Source organism: Kocuria tytonis (genome assembly GCF_003226895.2).
In the GTDB taxonomy this organism is placed as follows: Bacteria; Actinomycetota; Actinomycetes; order Actinomycetales; family Micrococcaceae; genus Kocuria; species Kocuria tytonis.
In genome coordinates this window covers 491775-508001 of the sequence record NZ_PNJG02000002.1, presented here as the reverse complement: position 1 = coordinate 508001, position 16227 = coordinate 491775, and the positions used below count along the sequence as shown (strand labels likewise).

17 protein-coding genes are annotated in these 16227 nt (G+C 67.6%); 5 read left to right on the top strand and 12 right to left on the bottom strand.

Annotated features, from left to right (window positions below):
• Position 1: 1 nt before the first annotated feature.
• The 3 genes from C1C97_RS08215 to C1C97_RS08205 form a co-directional block, all read right to left on the bottom strand.
• The gene (locus tag C1C97_RS08215) at positions 2 to 385 is read right to left on the bottom strand and encodes a response regulator transcription factor (protein WP_121031129.1); all 384 of its coding nucleotides are present in this window, start codon (positions 383 to 385) and stop codon (positions 2 to 4) included.
• A 121-nt stretch (positions 386 to 506) separates the two neighbouring features.
• Positions 507 to 1145, bottom strand: a complete 639-nt coding sequence (locus C1C97_RS08210) for a YdhK family protein (RefSeq protein WP_121031127.1) — start codon at positions 1143 to 1145, stop codon at positions 507 to 509.
• 119 nt (positions 1146 to 1264) lie between these two features.
• Positions 1265 to 1882: a DUF4396 domain-containing protein gene (locus C1C97_RS08205; RefSeq protein ID WP_233542831.1), complete on the bottom strand. Its 618-nt coding sequence runs from the start codon at positions 1880 to 1882 to the stop codon at positions 1265 to 1267.
• A gap of 191 nt (positions 1883 to 2073) precedes the next feature.
• Between C1C97_RS08205 and C1C97_RS08200 the strand changes: the two genes are divergently transcribed.
• Positions 2074 to 3051 (top strand): restriction endonuclease, encoded by a 978-nt coding sequence (locus C1C97_RS08200; protein WP_267897596.1) that lies wholly within the window; start codon positions 2074 to 2076, stop codon positions 3049 to 3051.
• On the opposite strand, the gene C1C97_RS08195 is transcribed toward C1C97_RS08200, so the two are convergent.
• On the bottom strand, positions 3026 to 3991 hold the full coding sequence (locus tag C1C97_RS08195) for a GIY-YIG nuclease family protein (protein ID WP_147406064.1): 966 nt from the start codon (positions 3989 to 3991) through the stop codon (positions 3026 to 3028). The genes C1C97_RS08200 and C1C97_RS08195 overlap by 26 nt on opposite strands.
• A gap of 146 nt (positions 3992 to 4137) precedes the next feature.
• Complete coding sequence (locus C1C97_RS08190; RefSeq protein WP_233542829.1) at positions 4138 to 5436, bottom strand: MFS transporter; 1299 nt, start codon at positions 5434 to 5436, stop codon at positions 4138 to 4140.
• 109 nt (positions 5437 to 5545) lie between these two features.
• Between C1C97_RS08190 and C1C97_RS08185 the strand changes: the two genes are divergently transcribed.
• The 3 genes from C1C97_RS08185 to C1C97_RS08175 all read left to right on the top strand — a co-directional run bounded on the left by C1C97_RS08185 (position 5546) and on the right by C1C97_RS08175 (position 7348).
• Positions 5546 to 6019: a MarR family winged helix-turn-helix transcriptional regulator gene (locus tag C1C97_RS08185; RefSeq protein ID WP_110919644.1), complete on the top strand. Its 474-nt coding sequence runs from the start codon at positions 5546 to 5548 to the stop codon at positions 6017 to 6019.
• Positions 6020 to 6146: 127 nt separating this feature from the next.
• A complete protein-coding gene (locus C1C97_RS08180) occupies positions 6147 to 6404 on the top strand; it encodes a DUF6480 family protein (RefSeq protein ID WP_121031123.1) in 258 nt (85 codons plus the stop codon).
• Positions 6405 to 6493: 89 nt separating this feature from the next.
• Positions 6494 to 7348 (top strand): alpha/beta fold hydrolase, encoded by an 855-nt coding sequence (locus C1C97_RS08175; RefSeq protein ID WP_121031121.1) that lies wholly within the window; start codon positions 6494 to 6496, stop codon positions 7346 to 7348.
• Positions 7349 to 7357: 9 nt separating this feature from the next.
• Here the strand turns inward: C1C97_RS08175 and recQ are convergent, their stop codons facing one another.
• Positions 7358 to 9205 carry a DNA helicase RecQ gene (gene recQ / locus C1C97_RS08170; RefSeq protein ID WP_121031119.1) on the bottom strand — a complete coding sequence of 616 codons (1848 nt, stop codon included), beginning with the start codon at positions 9203 to 9205 and terminating at the stop codon, positions 7358 to 7360.
• A gap of 70 nt (positions 9206 to 9275) precedes the next feature.
• On the bottom strand, positions 9276 to 10418 hold the full coding sequence (locus C1C97_RS08165; protein ID WP_121031117.1) for a Fic family protein: 1143 nt from the start codon (positions 10416 to 10418) through the stop codon (positions 9276 to 9278).
• A 522-nt stretch (positions 10419 to 10940) separates the two neighbouring features.
• Between C1C97_RS08165 and C1C97_RS08160 the strand changes: the two genes are divergently transcribed.
• Positions 10941 to 11444, top strand: coding sequence for an FBP domain-containing protein (locus tag C1C97_RS08160; RefSeq protein WP_110919222.1), 504 nt, complete (start codon positions 10941 to 10943; stop codon positions 11442 to 11444).
• Positions 11445 to 11449: 5 nt separating this feature from the next.
• On the opposite strand, the gene C1C97_RS08155 is transcribed toward C1C97_RS08160, so the two are convergent.
• The 5 genes from C1C97_RS08155 to sigK form a co-directional block, all read right to left on the bottom strand.
• Entirely contained in the window at positions 11450 to 12799 is a 1350-nt protein-coding gene (locus C1C97_RS08155; protein ID WP_121031115.1) for a threonine/serine exporter family protein, read from the bottom strand.
• Between the two features lie 9 nt (positions 12800 to 12808).
• Entirely contained in the window at positions 12809 to 13675 is an 867-nt protein-coding gene (locus tag C1C97_RS08150; protein ID WP_121031113.1) for a hypothetical protein, read from the bottom strand.
• Positions 13672 to 14466, bottom strand: coding sequence for an acyl-ACP desaturase (locus tag C1C97_RS08145; protein ID WP_110919219.1), 795 nt, complete (start codon positions 14464 to 14466; stop codon positions 13672 to 13674). The genes C1C97_RS08150 and C1C97_RS08145 overlap by 4 nt, the downstream gene beginning before the upstream one ends.
• 178 nt (positions 14467 to 14644) lie before the next feature.
• Positions 14645 to 15499, bottom strand: coding sequence for an anti-sigma factor (locus C1C97_RS08140; RefSeq protein WP_121031111.1), 855 nt, complete (start codon positions 15497 to 15499; stop codon positions 14645 to 14647).
• Positions 15496 to 16146: an ECF RNA polymerase sigma factor SigK gene (gene sigK / locus C1C97_RS08135; protein WP_110919217.1), complete on the bottom strand. Its 651-nt coding sequence runs from the start codon at positions 16144 to 16146 to the stop codon at positions 15496 to 15498. The genes C1C97_RS08140 and sigK overlap by 4 nt, the downstream gene beginning before the upstream one ends.
• Positions 16147 to 16227 lie beyond the last annotated feature (81 nt).

The following is a 16227-nucleotide window of genomic DNA, read 5'->3' as shown; positions in this document are numbered from 1 at the left end:
CTCACCGGCCCCGGCCGAGCAGCGTGTTGACCCGGTGCAGCAGCTCGCGGGGGCTGAAGGGCTTGGTCACGTAGTCGTCGGCGCCGGTGTTGTACCCGTCGTCCACGTCCGTGTCACGGGCGCGGGCGGTCAGCAGGACCACCTTGACGCCGCTCAGCCGGTCCGTGGCGCGGATCTGCCGCAGCACGTCCAGGCCGCTGAGCCCGGGCATCATGACGTCCAGCACCACGACGTCCGGGATGCCGTCCTCCAGTGCGCTCAGCGCAGCGGTGCCGTCCTCCACCGCCCGGACCTCGTAGCCCGCCTGCTGCAGTTTGAAGACCACGAGGTCGCGGATGTCGGGGTCGTCGTCCGCAACGAGGATGGACTGGTGCTCAGGGCTCACGAGGGCGCTCCGTGTGTCTGGGGGGATGGACACGCTCCGGGTCCGCGGCAGCGGAGGAGATGAGGCCAAGAGTATTCGAATACATGCAGGTTGGTGGGAGGTGACACTTCGCGCGGTGGAATCAGCCGCGGGGCTTCATCTCCTTCTCCACGACCCACTTGTGGTTGGTCATGGTCATGCCGTCCGCCTTGTAGTCCACCATGTAGACGGTCTGGGTGGTGGAGGAGGCAACGGTGCCCGTGGCGCCCTTCATGCCGGGCATGTGGTCCGCCTCGATGGTGACCTCGGTGCCGTCCGCGAGGCGCTCGGAACCTGCGTCCTGGAGCTCCTCCTGGACCACCCACCTGTGGTTGGTGACCTCGGGCCCGCCGTCCGTGGGGGTGTAGTTCACGGCGTAGGCCACGGTCTTGTAGGCGCCCACCACGGTCGCCGGGGCGCCCTCCATGCCCTCCATGTGGTCGGTGGTCAGCGTGACCTGTGTGCCCACGGGGTGGGTGGGCTTCTCCGCGACGGCGATGCCCTCCGGGGCGGGGCCGCCGTCCATGGCGTGCATGTGCTCCTGCCCGTGCTCGTGCCCGCCCTGGCTCGCACTGGGCGAGCCACTGGCGGACGACGACGCCGCCTGGCTCGTCGCGCTGGAGGTCGCGCTGGTCTCGTGGCCCTCGTGGGCGGAGTGGTCCGCGGAATCGGAACCGGCGGAGCATGCGGTGGCGGTCACCAGGATGGCGAGACCGGCGAGGGTGAGGGGAAGTCGACGCATGGGAAAGGATCCTTTCTGCGGGCCCGGCCGGGTTGCTGGACCCCGGTACGGGCGGGTTTCTGGTGGGAGTGCGCGGTGGCAGCGGAACCCCGCTGCACTGGTTCCCTACAGCAGGTGCCCTACAGCAGGGTGCCGAGGGAGGCGACGAAGCCGCCCAGCATGAACGCGCTGATGCCGTACGCCAGGGGGCGGTTGTCCATGGGTCCGCCGCCGGAGGCGTGGTGGGTGATGGCGTGGCCCTTGCCGCGGCGCAGCAGCGCCTTGTTCACCGGGTATGCCGCGAAGTACGCGATCACGAGGGACACGGCCATGGAACCCCAGAAGAGGGCGTCGAGCAGGCCGGCGTCCATGGCGCCGGGGACCAGCCACATGACGAGGTTGTCCACGACCTCCATGGTGAGGATGGAGACGGTGTCCGCGGCGAGCACGAGACGCAGGGCCCGACCCACGCTGATCCCGGCGCGCAGCAGGGGCAGGGAGGACAGGGCATAGCCGAACACGAAAGCCAGGGCGATGGCCACGGCGGTGCTGGTGACGTTGCCCCACCCGAACACGGTGGCCAGGATCAGGCCGAGGATCTCGCCGATGGAACAGCCGGTGAGGCAGTGGAGGGTGGCGCTGGCGGCCATGTTGGACATGTCGTGGCCTGCGTGGCGGGAGGTGGTGTGGTCGTGCATGTCGTGACCCGCGTGGGGGTCGGGATGGTCGGTGGAGTGGGTGGTGGCGGGCGTGTTCATACCATCGACTATATACCCCATGGGAGTATTGCGCCGCGGTCCTCTTCACGTGTGGGGATCGGGTACTGGCGCAATCATCTCTACACTGTGCATATCGCAATTGGCGGCATGAAACCTCTCGTACCTCAAGGCGGTTTCACAGGACATCCCCTGATGCTCGACCCACTGAAGTTCCCACGTGGCCGGAGCTCCTGAGGCCCGTTTTATCGGTCATGGCATCCGGGGAGAACCTGCACCGCAAAGACATATTTGATCGCGCCGCCGAGGTCGCCGGATTGAGTGACGTTGCCAAGAACGAACAGTTGAACACGGGTGGTCTTCGTTACGAACAGCGCATGCAGTGGGTATTGAGTCATTTATCTCGCGCCAACCTGGTAGATCGCCCCGCGCGGGGGTACTACCGGCTTAATGATGCGGGACAGGCATGGTCCGAAGAACATCCGAGGGGCATGACATTCAGAGAGGCCAACCAATACTTCAAGCCGTTCTGGAGCCCTGAGGTTTCGAAGCATCCGGACACCACGACAGTGCCCGAGGCGGCAGAGCTGGACCCCCTTAAAAAAATTGATGAAGGGATTGACCAGCTCACAGCCAAGACAGCAGAAGATCTCTTGGAACGCCTGCGCGGCACCCACCCCGATTTCTTTGAGGAGGCGGTCGTTCAGGTGCTTTTGAAAATGGGGTACGGCGGGGTGGACAAGCGGGGGCGTCGCATTGGCGGATCTGGAGACGGAGGTGTAGACGGGGTCATTGACCAGGACCCTTTGGGTCTCGATCAGATCTACATCCAAGCCAAGCGCTACGCAGAGAGGAACACCGTAGGCCGGGAGGCAATTCAAGCCTTCGTAGGAGCACTTCATGGTAAGGGCGCGACCAAAGGTATCTTTATCACCACGAGCAAATTCACTGCGGGCGCAAAGGAGTACGCCGCAGCAGTCCCTTCTCGGCCTATTCTTATTGACGGCGCGCGCCTGGTGGCCTTGATGCTGAAGTACCGGGTGGGTGTACAGGTGAGGCAGACCTTCGACGTCTTAGCCGTAGACGAGGATTTCTTCGAACAGCGATCTCCGCACATCCGCCGCAACCGAAAGGCAGCACACGCCCAGCCTTCCGAACTTTTAATTACCACAACAGGCTCGGTGATTAGCCGTCTTTACCCTCGCTCATAGATGCGAACACTGTATCGGCGAAAGCATCGTTATGGAACCGTGAAAATGCACCCCGCCCTTTCCGCAGTTGGCCCAGCGCCAGTGATCGTGCAGCACGCAGGACACCGGGGATCCGCAGCAACTCGGGGACGGCATGGAAACCCTCCAGTTCAACCGACCTCACCGTGCCCGCTGAGCGGTAACGCCCGTGGGTGGTGACGAGTGCGGTGATCTCGGCCGGCAGATCCCCGTGGGGCCCTATGTTGAGAACCGTGTAGGGCACCCACTCACCGGCATCGCCCCTCCACTCCCCCAGGAACAGCACTTCCACGCTGTGGATGCTGAGGGTGGCCAACCGTCGATTCCGTGGGCCCTTCGAGGTGTGTGGCATGGCCGTCATGGTCCAGGACGTTCCCTCTCCCACATCCGGCGACGGGATGACCGCGCTGATATAAGCCGCCACGGTAGCCACCACGGCATCACCCTGAGAGTGACACATGAGCTGGTCCAGCTTGTTCCGCGAACGCAACCTGCGGCGCGCAAGGGCAATTCTTTGCGGGTCGACGCGCAGTCCCGTGTAGTCCTCATCCGCTGTCAGCCACTCCGCCTGGGCCTGCTTGTCGATCAGCACGTCCAGACGTGAACTCCCGAGCGGCTGTGAGAGGAGAAAGAGGTTGCGTAGGAGGACCCCGTCAGCTTCTCGCGCGGACACGACGGCGCGTTCCATCCGGTCGAGATCCTCTGCAATAACCGGCGCGAACCTCACGGACACGATGTCCGACCACCGTCGGCGATGGTCCATGAAGCGGCGAGGGAAATTCACCGTCTTGCCCACGTACTCCTCGCCATTGGCAAACACGAGGACATAGATTCCAGAGGTGAGCCCCGCGTCGAACAACGCAGAGGCCTTAACTCCGGTGGGGGCGTCCCACTCTTTGAAATGTAACGGCGAGGATTCCATGGATCGACTCTAAGAGAGGGCACCGCCCGGCGCAGAGGCAACGACGCACGCCCAACCGGCCCCGCGGCGTCGTCGCCCCCCGAAGCAGCCGCGCAACAGAAAGGGGGCCCGCGGCACACGCCACGAGCCCCCCAAAAGAGCGACCGTCAGTCCACCGCCAGCCGCCCCCGCTTGGCGTGCGGGTGCCGCCCGTGCACCGCGTGGTACAGCAGCGCGGAGACGACCACCAGCACGGTCAGCACCGTGTACATGACCCCGAAACCGGCGGCGGAGAGCAGCAGCCCCAGGATCACGGGCCCCAGGCCGATGCCCACGTCCATGAGCAGCAGCAGCGTGGAGATGCCGGTGCCCAGCTTGTGGGAGGGCACCGCGCTCACGGCAATGGCCTGCGCGGCGGGCATCAGCGTGCCGTAGCCCAGACCGGTCATGGCGCCGGCCACGACCACCTGCCAGTCCTGGTTGGCCATGGCCAGGATGCCCAGCGCCACGGCGAAGCAGACGAGCCCCAGGTAGACCACCACGTTGTCACCGCGCTGGTCCTGCACCTTGCCCAGCACCAGACGCATGACCAGCATGGCCACGGCGTACGCCACGAAGAACAGGGCGGCACCGGTGGTGACCCCGCGGTCCTCGGCGTAGGCGTTGAGGTAGGTGATGACACCGGCGTAGCAGATGCCCACCAGGAGCATGAAGCAGCCGATCGGGATGACCGCGGGGTGGGCGATGTCGCTCAGCGTGAACTTGGGGCGCGCCGTCGGGCCCTCGGCCGCCGCCTGCGCCTCGCGCTTGGCCAGCGGCTCGCGCAGGAAGATGCCCAGCACCAGGCCGAGCACCGCGGTGACCAGTGTGGTCCAGAACAGCCACGCGTAGTCCAGCGAGCCCACCAGGAAGAGCCCGAGCGCGGGGCCCACCGCGGTGGCCAGGGTGGTACCCAGGGCGAAGTAGCCGGTGCCCTCACCGCGGCGGGAGTCCGGGATCACGGACTGGGCGATCGTCATCACGGCGGTGCTCGCGAAGGCGTACCCGAAGCCGTGGACCATGCGCACGGCGATCAGCACGGGCAGCGTTCCCGCGGGCAGGTAGAGCGCGCAGGCCACCGCCACGACCACCAGGGAGATCAGCAGCATCCGGCGCCGGCCGAGCGCGTCCACCAGGTAGCCGGACACGAGCCGCGCCAGGGTGGCACCCACCACGAACGCACTGGACGCGAACCCGCCCACGGCGTCCGAGGCCGCGAAGCTCCTCACGGCGTACAGCGCCATGGTGGTCACGAGCATGTAGAACACCAGGTACTGCAGGAAGTTGACCACCCAGGCCAGCACGAAGGTGGGGGTCACCAGCCGGGCGGGCCCCGCGGAATGGGCGGGTCCGGGGATGGTTTGTCTCGTGGTGATGGGCAACTGGCCTGTGGGAACGTGATCCTGGGTGTCGACCGACACGGGCATCTCCTGGGAACGAGCGGTTTGTATCGTGCAAAATTATAGCATGCAATTTGCAGAGTACAATCGATTGCTGAGACAGCACACCACACGCGGGGGATGAAAGGATGGACCGGTGCAGAGCGAGGACTCCCTGAACCAGATGGTCTACGAGCACATGCTGCTCTCCCGGTACGCCCTCCAGGGCGCGCCCCCGCAGTCGCGCACCGAGGCGCTGGACCGCAGCTCCACGGTCCTGCTGGCACGGCTGCAGGCCGGCGGCCCCATGAGCGTGGCCGAGCTCGCCCAGTCCTTCGGCCTGGACATCTCCACCGTGCACCGCCAGGTGGCCGCCGCCATGAAAAGCGGCCTGATCGAGCGCATCAAGGACCCGGACGGCGGCGTGGCAAAGAAGCACCAGCCCACCGAGGAGGGCGTGCGCCGGCTGGACGCCGAGCTCCGCTCGCGCCGCGACTCCTACGAGCACTTCACCGCAGACTGGCCCGCGGAGGACGTCACCGCGCTGGCCCGCCTCGCGCGCCGCTTCAACGAGAGCGTGGAGGCCAGCCTGGGCCACAGCTGGCCGCGCGACTACCCAACTGCGGACTGAATCCCGGCATTTTCTATTGACACCGTCCCTTCCCTGACGGACGAACCGGTTTCCGGTCCTCGACGATCAGCCTGCTTGTTAGAGTGTGTCCACCAATCCCACATGAGCATCCAGGAAGCAGGCCACGGTGGCAGACATCAATCCGGAAGAATCCGAGCAAGACCGCGCCAAGGCGGCCGCGGCGGCCAACGAGCACTCCGGATACAGCGTGGAGGGTGACACCCCTCCCGCGGAAGGGCTGGGCGTGGGGCCCACCAACAACGAACTGGACCGTGACCGGCCGGGGGACAGCACACGACCCAAGATCATCCTGACCGTTCTCGCCGTCCTCCTGGCGCTGTTCGTGGTCCTGGCCATCGCCGGGCGCATCATCGGGTTCTTCTAGACCCGCCCCTCCGCATCGGGGCTAGGATCCGGCGTTCCACGGGCCTCCGCCATTGCCGCACGGCAACAGCCCGGGGCTATGGTTGTGAGGTGACTCGCATCCAGAACCTCATACGCCAGGGACTTCGGTTCGACGTTCTCGACCGTGGACCCGAGGACGGCCCGGTCGTTCTCCTGCTGCACGGATTCCCCCAGGACGCCCGCTGCTGGGACGAGATCGCCGAGTTGCTCGCGGCGCAGGGACTGCGAACCCTCGCCATGGACCAGCGCGGCTACTCGCAGGGCGCACGGCCCGAGAAGGTCCGCGACTACCGCCGGGCCGAGCTCTCCGCCGATGCCCTGGCACTGGCGGACGCGGCGGGCGCACAGCAGTTCCACCTGGTGGGCCACGACTGGGGCGGCGTGCTCGCATGGGACATTGCCCAGCGTGCTCCGGAACGGGTGTCCTCCCTGACCGTGCTCTCCACACCGCACCCCACCGCCCTGGGGCACGCCCTGAAGACCCCGGACCAGGTGAAGAAGTCCTGGTACATCGGGGTGTTCCAGATCTCGGCCCTGCCCGAACGACTCCTCGCCGGGAAGATCGGCAGCCTGACGCGTCGAGCTGGAATACCCGAGGAAGCCTCCTCACGCTACGGCCACCGGTTCGCCACCGCGGCCGATCTGCGCGGGCCCATCAACTGGTACCGCGCGATGTTCCGCCTCGACGGCGTCACGGACAAGGATGCCGGCAACGGCATCATCACGGTGCCCACCACGTTCGTCTGGGGCAAACGGGATCCGGCCCTGGGCCGCACCGCCGCCGAGGAGACCGAGGTGTACGTGCACGCGCCCTACCGGTTCATCGAGCTCGACGCCGGCCACTGGCTCCCCGAGCTCGAGGCCGCCACGGTGACGGAGGCGATCCTGGACCGCATCACCTCCGTGGGCTCCACCGGCAGCTAGCCGACGCCATCACCCCGCGGCTCCCAGCACCTCCAGCACCGCGTCCCCGTACTCCTCGAGCTTCTTGGCTCCCACGCCGCTGACACCGCTGAGCTGCGCGGTGGTGGCGGGCGCAGCTTCCACGATGCCCACGAGCGTGGCGTCCGAGAACACCATGTAGGGCGGGATCTGCTTCTCCTTGGCCACCGAGGTCCGCCACTCCCGCAGCGCCCCGAAGGTTTCCCTGGCTGCCTCGTCCAGGGAGTCCGCGGCCCGCGAGCGCCCACCGCCCCCGCCGGAACCGGCACGCCCGTTCGCACGCGCCGTCGGCGCCCGGTCCACCGCGAGCTCCAGGGAACACTCCCCGCGCAGCACGGGTCCGGCCTCCGGCCCGGGCACCAGGACGCCGAAGTCCCCCACCGCCTCGACCACCCGGCGCGCCAGCAGCTGCCGCAGCACGGAGCGCCACTCCCGCTCCGAGAGGTCCTGCCCGATCCCCCACACGCTCAGCTCCCGGTGCCGCGAGGCATCCGTGCGCTCGTTGCTGCGCCCCAGCAGGATGTCGAGAACCTTCCCGGAGCCGAACTGCTCGCCGCGTTCCCGCTGCAGGCGGATCAGCGTGGAGAGCAGCTTCTGCGCGGGCACCGTGGCATCCCACACCCTGGGCGGGTTCAGGCATGTATCGCAGTTGCCGCATGCTTCGGAGTCCTGCCCGAAGTACCGCAGCAGCTGCACCCGCCGGCAGTCGGTGGTCTCACACAGGGCGAGCATGGCATCCAGGTGCGAGCGGGCGTTGCGCTTGTGGAGTTCCGAGCCCTCCCCCTGGTCGATCATGCGGCGCTGGTTCACCACGTCCCCCAGGCCGTAGGCCATCCATACCGTGGCAGGCATGCCGTCGCGCCCGGCACGACCCGTCTCCTGGTAGTAGCCCTCGATGCTCTTGGGCAGGTCCAGGTGGGCCACGAACCGCACGTCCGGCTTGTCGATCCCCATGCCGAACGCGATCGTGGCAACGACGACGATCCCCTCCTCCCGCAAGAACCGCACCTGGGTGTCGTGGCGCACCGCGGCGTCGAGCCCCGCGTGGTAGGGCATGGCGTCGACCCCGCGGGCGCTGAGCCACGCGGCGGTGGACTCCACGCTCTTGCGGGACATGCAGTAGACGATGCCCGCCTCCCCCGGGTGCTCCGACTGGATGAGCCGCAGCAGCTGGTCCTTCGCGCGGTCCTTGGACTCGATCCGGTACTGGATGTTGGGCCGGTCGAAGTCGGCGACGAAGTGCCGTGCCTCCTCCAGGCGCAGCCGCTCGGTGATCTCCCGGTGGGTTTCCCGCGTGGCCGTGGCGGTCAGCGCGATCCTGGGAACGTCCGGGAACGCGTCCGCGAGCAGGGACAGACCCAGGTAGTCGGGGCGGAAGTCGTGACCCCACTGGGCCACGCAGTGCGCCTCGTCGATTGCGAACAGGGCGATCCGCGCGCGCTGCAGCAGCTCCACCGTGCGGGGCAGGATGAGGCGCTCGGGGGCCATGTAGAGCAGGTCGATCTCGCCCGCGAGCAGCTGCCGTTCCACCTCCTGCGCCTCGTACGGCTCCAGCGTGGAGTTCAGGTAGGCCGCCCGGATTCCCACGGCCTCGAGCGCCGCCACCTGGTCCGACATCAGCGCGATCAGCGGGGAGACCACCACCCCCACGCCCTCCCGCAGGATCGCCGGGATCTGGTAGCACAGGGACTTGCCGCCGCCGGTGGGCATCAGCACCACGGCGTCCCCGCCGCCGACCACCTGCTCAATGATCTCCGCCTGCTCGCCCCGGAAGGCGTCGTACCCGAAGACCTCCTGCAGGACGCCCAGGGATGTGGTGGCAGCGACGGTGGAAGTCATGCCTCCAGGGTAGGTGCTGGGTGCTGCAGCATTGTGCGCTCACCTGCCGTCGTGTGAACAGTCCCGCACCTCAGTCACGCAGGATAGCCGGGAGCATGTCCAACTCGCTGAGGCGGTGCACCACGTGCTTCGTCAGGACGTTGCGATGCAGACTCACCACGTACCGCCCCGGCCCCGACATCTTCTGCAGCAACCCGGACTCGACCATGCGGCGCAGACGGTGACTCCTGTTCGACGGAGACCCCTTGATCACGTCTTCGAGATCGCCCGCTTTGGCCTTCCCTTGGCGCGCCACCGCGTAGATCACATCTGCCTCCGTCTCCGTGAGCTCCCCCGCCGCGTGGGCGGCATTGACCGAAGGCCCCACGACCTCCTCGGAAATGAAGCGGGGGGCAGCAAGCCGACTGACCCTGTCCATGTCGTCCTTGAGGCCGTGGATCACATACCCGGCCCAGGCCAGCACCCCCTCCGGGCTCAGGGAGTCCGCTTCCGCGAGGTGGTCATAGTACGACTGCCGGTCGGCACCAAAAACTGCTGTGGGGTTGAGCGGACGCGCAGCGCTCCTGGAGGTGTAGCCCTGGTTGCTCAGCATGGCGTACGTCAGCAGGCGTGAGACCCGCCCGTTACCATTGGCAAACGGATGTATCCAGACGAACCGGTGGTGGACAAGCGCGATCTGGAGGAGTTGTTGCTGAGCGGGCACCTCCTTGTTTGCGAACTCCAGGAGCTGGTCCATGTCCGCCTGGACGGACCCGGGTGCGGGCGGGACATGGGACGCTCCAGCGATCCCGACGGCGATCGTTCGATAGCTGCCCGGGTGCTCGTCACCTTCACGTTCGAGTCCCTGCACGGCGAGCTGGTGGAGTTCACGGATCAGCCCATGAGTCAGGGACAGCCTTCCATGGGCTGCCAACTCGTCCATGTAGTCAGTTGCCTGCTCCAGCTGCAGAATCTCCCGCACGGCGTCTGCTGCTGGCTGCCCCGTGGCCGCAGCCCGCCGGGCTTCGGCCACGACGTCCGCCACCGTGGTCCGGTTCCCTTCGATGCGTGCCGACATGACGCTCGTGAGACCTTGGAACAGCCTGCGCAGCTCCAAACCAAGAGGGTCGTCAAGGTGCTCAGCGCGAAAATCCACGCGCACCCGCTCCAAGGCGAACAGGGCCGTCACGAGCGCACTCGCGAAATCGACCTCGGGGAACACCATGGGCTGCATGTATCAAAATTTAGCCGAGGAACAGATGGATTTGAACATCGGGGCCTCTGTCCCTTAGAAACACAGGGAAAGGAGGCAAGACCCACTTGTAAATTGTTGACTTCCACGAGTATGGGAACTTGATGCTCACCTCCAGCGGGATACCCTTCTGGGCGACCCGATGCCAGGTGGTGGGGAGCCCCTCGGTGGATCTAGAATCTCCCCGTACGTTTTCGAGATCCACAGCCGTGGAGGAACGAGGCTTTCGTGCGTCAGGGGGTTGCCGGCTTCTTCAACGCCGGCACTAGACAGCACTGACCGGACGCGGCGGGTGAAGACCACCCCGTCGTGCGCTTTCACCCACCCCTTTCCACCTCCCCGCGGCGACCGTGCTCCACGAGCGCGCCGAACGCCGTCGCCCTCCCGCACCACCCAGCACGACGACGCCGCCCGCGCCCACCGCACCCCTCGGCCCCCTGGTGCCCGCGCGCCGTCGTGACCCGCGCCTCGCAGGGAGGGACCATCCTCGAAGGACCAAAGAAAATGAATACGCATACAGAGACCGAGATCCGCAAGAGCTTCATCAACTGCTCCAAGGGCGCCGCGCAGCGCATCAACATCCCGCAGGACGTGCTCCACGGGGACTGGGAATCCCAGATCTTCCTGGGCTGGTACGACCCGAAGTCGCCGCGGGCCGGGTACGTCGTCGTCGAGACCGAGGACGGACTGCGCGGGCTGGTGCTCGAGAAGAGCGCGCAGAAGGCGAGCGGAGGCGCGCGCATGTGCCAGATCTGCCTGACGCTGCACCCGGCCAGCGGCGTCTCGCTGGTGTCGATCCAGCGCTCCAGGACCGCGAAGGACCGCTACAACTCCGTGGGCACCTACGTGTGCTCGAACCTGGCGTGCAGCGACTACACGCTGGGGCGCCGGAGGCCCGAGGGCATCCGGCAGATGGAGGAGACCATGAGCGCGGAAGAGCGCGCCGAGCGCACGCTCACCAACATGCGCGGGCTCGTGGAGCGCGTGGCCGAGGCGATGGGGAAGTAACGGTCTCAGCTCGTGAAGGGCTTGGAGAAGATCGGCACCATGATGTCGCTGAAGTTCTCCTCGTCCGCCATCTCCCGGCGGAACTTCTGGCCCGGGTGGTGGCGCACGAACTGGCGGCGTCGCCCGGCCCAGAGCATCTCGGACGCCAGGTACTGCCCCAGCATGCCGCCCATGCACAGGCAGAACGCGGTGATGGCCGCCTTGAGCACGGACTCGCCCGCGTCCTCGATGCCGAAGATCGTGCCGAGCACGCCCTGGTAGACGAGCATCCCGGGGAACAGCGGGAGCAGGACGATCATGAGGGTGGCGTTCGAGGCCATGTTCAGGGTGCGGGTGAGCAGCACGCCCAGAGCCCCGGCGACGACCGAGGCGATCAGGATGGCACCGTAGGAGCTGATGCCCAGGGCCGAGATTCCGAGGACCCCCAGCTGCACGAGACCGCCGAACAGGCCCAGTGCGGCGAGCTTCCACCCGCGACCACCGGACGCCAGGGCGAAACCCGCGGACACGGCGGCCGCGCCCAGGACGGACAGCGCCCACCGGGAATCGTCCATCTCCAGGATCTCGATGTAGTCCACGGCGTCGCCCACCAGCGGCTGCATCAGGTGGATGCCCACCGTCACGCCGGCCACCAGTCCCGCGGTGCTCGTGACCGCCTCGAGGATGCGACCGGAGGCGGAGACGTACCAGCCCGTGATGACGTCGTGCACCGCGCCGTAGGCGGCGATGCCAGCCAGCCACGCGGCGAGCGCGGCGACGATGCACACCGCCGTCTGGGTGGCGGAGAAGAGCACCCCGGTCACCGTGGCACCCAGCACCGCCGTCAACCCTCCGGCCGCGAGGCTGAAGATCCCCGGTGCCTGCGCCCGCTGCACGAGGGCGTAGACGCCGTACACCACGGCCGAGACCACGGTGGCGCAGATGGTGGTGACCAGTCCACCGCCCAGGATCAGGCTGAACCCGAGGCCGAACATGGCAAAGCCCGTCATGGTCAGTTTGTGTCCGATGATCCGGGACTCCGCCAGGATCCTGTCCATGCGTTCAATGCCCTCTTCGGCGCTGATCCGCCCCAGGACGAAGTCCTCGAGGACCTCGCCCGTTTCCGTGCGCAGTCCGATGTCCAGCGTTCCCGGTTCGGACTCGTACACCCGGGTGCTGGGCGCCTTGTCCGGGCGGTCCTGGTGACTGATGGTCACCTGACCCGAACTCACGCTGACGGTCACGTCCCGCAGGTCCGTCTTGCGGAAGATCGACAGGAGGGACTTGGTGGTGTTGGCGGACCCGGCTCCGCTGCGGATCAGCGCGTCCGCGATCTGGAAGGCGAGCTTGTAGGCCGCTTGTTCGGTGGTGAGCACCGGGCAAGTTTAGTGGGACGGAGCAAGATCACCACCGACCGCGCCCCACGATCCAACGCTGGACGACCGACGACGCGCCGCGCCGCCACCTGCCCTGCGCAGCTCGTCGATGCCCGCTCTGACCGGGCGCGCCCCGGTCAGCCCGGGCCACGTCTGCACGGTGCGGTCCGCCGCGTCCAGCGCCTCGAGCACGCTCGAATCGGTGAGAAGGGGTCCGATCTGGTCCGCAATCACACGGGGGTCCGCGTACCGGGTGCCGGGGGCCCGCCACCGTCTCACGGCGACACGAGCAAGTCCGCGAGCCACCCTGTCGTCCTCCAGCCGGCCCCGGGTCTCCTGGGCGAAGAACTGCATGTGGCGTTCCTTCTGACGCACCACGGTCCGCGCCAGTGGGGCGAGCGGGGCATGTGCCGCACCCAGGTGGTGGTAGCCGGACGCGAGCACGGCCGCGTCCAGCCACCCGGCGGCCATCTGCGCCCCCACCACGTGGTTTCCCAGGAAGTTCGCCCCCACGGCCGTTGCGATCGGGCGGAACCGGTCGTCCCAGACGCGGCGCGCCCGTCCCGCGGTGCTGTCCGGTGGCTCCCGGGGTGTGCACCCGTTGGCCTCGAGCAGCTTCTGCAGCCCCCGGGCCACCCTGTGCTGCTCGTGAGACCATGTGGAGAGGAAGGCCGTGATGCGGGACTCCGCGTGCGTGGGCGTCACCAGCAGGTCCCGCATGCGGGCGAGCGTGTCCTGCTCAACGCTCCACAGGTACGTGAGAGTGGGCAGCGTGCTCTCGCTCACGTCCTCGTGGGCCACGGCGTCGACCTCGTCCGTGGTCAGCACGATCGGGGAGCGCATGTACGCGCGCACGTCGAAGGTTTCCGTGCTCACGCGGGCACCCCCCGCTCGTCCAGGGAGCTGGTGAGGAGGGTCAGCCCCGCCATTCCCGGCAGGGTGGCGATGTAGCGGTCCACAGCCGCGATCTCCCGGCGCCCCTCCGGACCGGAGAACAGGTGGTGCATCACGTGGTTGACCTCGGATTCGGGGGAGACTCCGGAACCGACCGGCTGCCACGCGGTTCGCAGCGCCATCCGGGCCAGCTTCTGCGCACGCGGGTTGTCCTCCAGGCGCGCCTGCGCCTGTGTGGTGTAGAACGCGATGTGCTTGGTCTCCTGCGCGGCGATGCGCTTCAGCAGCGCGGTGAGCACGGGGCTGTCGTCGAAACTGGCCAACCGCTTGTAGGCGGCCGCCGTGGAGCGTTCGTTGATGGAACCCCACAGCATGTGCACGGCCACGAAGTCGATGCCCACGATGTTGGACAGCATCGACTGCTTCACGGGGCTGATGCGGTCCCGCCACCCCAGCTTGACCCGTTTGGCCTTGAGCTCGTCGAACTTGACCGTGATCCCGTGCAGCTCCAGCACGTGGGACAGCGCCTCACCGTGCCAGATCTCCTCCCAGTTCCACGTGCTCATGAACGAGCCCACCTGCGGGTCCTTGCGGGACGGACTCACCAGCATGTCCCGCAGGTAGCACACGGTGTGGAACTCGATCTCGCACATGTACCGCAGGGTGCGCAGTGTGGCGGGGGGCAGTGGATTTTCCCGGAAGACGCTGTAGTCGAGGTCCTCCCAGCTCACGGGTTCCGACTGGCGTGTGTAGCGGTCGATGTCGAAGGCCATGTTCGCTCTCCTCTGTGCTCGAACAACCGGGTGCTCCCCCAGGGGCGGGGCATCCGCGGCCCGCGGTGCGGGGCCGTCACGGTCATGTTCGGCACGAGCCCGGCCACGGATGGGTGGCATGGACCAGCAATCAGCCGGAGACCACAGCGGCGGCGCCCGAACGGCCCCGCCGGTGGTGTCACACCTCCACCGAGTCCAGGACGGGCGAGGTGGGGGCCGTGGAACCGCCCTCCGGTTCGACGGTGAGGGCCACCGCGTCGGCGTTGGCGACGTCGCCGGTGAGCCAGGTCCGCGGCTGGTCCGCGGAGAAGTGGGCGTCAGCTCCGGGGGAGCCGTCGTGCATCAACCACAGCTGGTACTCCTTGGACTGCCCGGGGTCCGGCAGTCCGGAGGAGATGAGCAGCGCCGCGTTGTGCTCGCGGGAGGCAATGAGCGTGGCCGTTTCTCCCCGGACCGTCACTTGGTGGGTGACGACGTCCGACGCCGTCAACAGCTGCTGCTCGCGCTGCTGGGACGCGTCCTGGGCGTTCTGCGCCTGCACCGTGGCACCCCATCCGCCCAGCAGCGCTCCCGGCACGAGAGCGGCACCGGCTGTTGCCGCCAACCAGCGCCGGTAACGGCGTCGAAGCCGTTCCACGGTGGTGTCGGTGTCCCCGCCACTCGGCGCGGCACCGATGTTGCGCGGCGCGGCACCGGTGCTGCGCACACCCCCGACCGCCTCCGTGGTCTCCTGCGCGGGGGCATCGGCCACGGGGGCTTCGGTGACCTGCACAGCCGCCGCCCGTCCTGCCTGGCTCGTGCGATGGACGGCCTCCAGCACGCTCGCCCGCAGCTGCGGCGGCGGTTCCGCGGCCGATGCGCTCGCCAGGGCCTGCGTGGTGGCGTTCAACCCCCGCAACTCCGCCTGGCAGGACCGGCAGCCCGACAGGTGGCTTTCGAACGACGAGCGTTCGTCCGGAGTCAGTGCATCCACGGCGTAGAGCGGAGCCCACGAGTGCGCCGCTGCCGACCCACCGTTGACGTGATGTCTCATGCCCGCACCCCCAGTGCACTGCCCAGCTTCTTCAAGCCGTCCCTGATCCTGGCCTTGGCCGTTCCCAACGGTACATTCAGTCTGCGGGCCACGTCCTGGTACGTGTAGCCGCCGTAGTACGCCAGCACCACTGCCTCGCGCTGGAGGGACGACAGCGCACCGAGGCCCTGTCTAACGGCGCCCTCGTCGAGCCCACGTTCCACCTCGTGCCAGGTCTCGTCCACGGCCGAACTCGTCCTGCGGTTCTCGTACGCGTCTTCCCGATTGCGCTCACGCGTCACCTGGCGCACCCGGTCCACGGCACGCCGGTGCGCCAGGGTGCACAGCCATCCCGGCACCGAGCCGCGCGAGGGATCGAAGTGGGGAGCCTGCTGCCAGGCCATCAGGTACACCTCCTGGGCCACCTCGGCCGCGAGTTCCGGGGACCGCACCACACGGCGCACCAGTCCGTAGACGGTGGCCGCCGTGGCGTCGTAGAGGTCCGCGAACGCGGTCTCGTCCCCCGCGGCGCTGCGCGCCATCAGTGCGGTCAGGTGGTCTTCCTGCTGTGCGGTGGGATCCGCCCGGGGCGCGGCGCCGTCGTGGGAACGGTGTCGCGGTGACCGTGAGGTCCCTGCGTCGCCACCATCAGAGTCGAAGTTCCGCATGTTCCTCCCGCAACGGGATCCTTTCGAAGCGACATGTCGTGCCGCGCGGAAAGTGCAGCGGTTTGCATCCATCATGCCACG

Coding starts and splice junctions, on each gene's coding strand:
- recQ (WP_121031119.1), bottom strand. CDS start 9,205: ATGACTTCCACCGTCGCTGCCACCACATCCCTGGGCGTCCTGCAGGAG.
- C1C97_RS08205 (WP_233542831.1), bottom strand. CDS start 1,882: ATGAACACGCCCGCCACCACCCACTCCACCGACCATCCCGACCCCCAC.
- C1C97_RS08195 (WP_147406064.1), bottom strand. CDS start 3,991: ATGGAATCCTCGCCGTTACATTTCAAAGAGTGGGACGCCCCCACCGGA.
- C1C97_RS08165 (WP_121031117.1), bottom strand. CDS start 10,418: ATGCAGCCCATGGTGTTCCCCGAGGTCGATTTCGCGAGTGCGCTCGTG.
- C1C97_RS08140 (WP_121031111.1), bottom strand. CDS start 15,499: ATGAGACATCACGTCAACGGTGGGTCGGCAGCGGCGCACTCGTGGGCT.
- sigK (WP_110919217.1), bottom strand. CDS start 16,146: ATGCGGAACTTCGACTCTGATGGTGGCGACGCAGGGACCTCACGGTCA.
- C1C97_RS08210 (WP_121031127.1), bottom strand. CDS start 1,145: ATGCGTCGACTTCCCCTCACCCTCGCCGGTCTCGCCATCCTGGTGACC.
- C1C97_RS08190 (WP_233542829.1), bottom strand. CDS start 5,436: ATGCCCGTGTCGGTCGACACCCAGGATCACGTTCCCACAGGCCAGTTG.
- C1C97_RS08145 (WP_110919219.1), bottom strand. CDS start 14,466: ATGGCCTTCGACATCGACCGCTACACACGCCAGTCGGAACCCGTGAGC.
- C1C97_RS08160 (WP_110919222.1), top strand. CDS start 10,941: ATGAATACGCATACAGAGACCGAGATCCGCAAGAGCTTCATCAACTGC.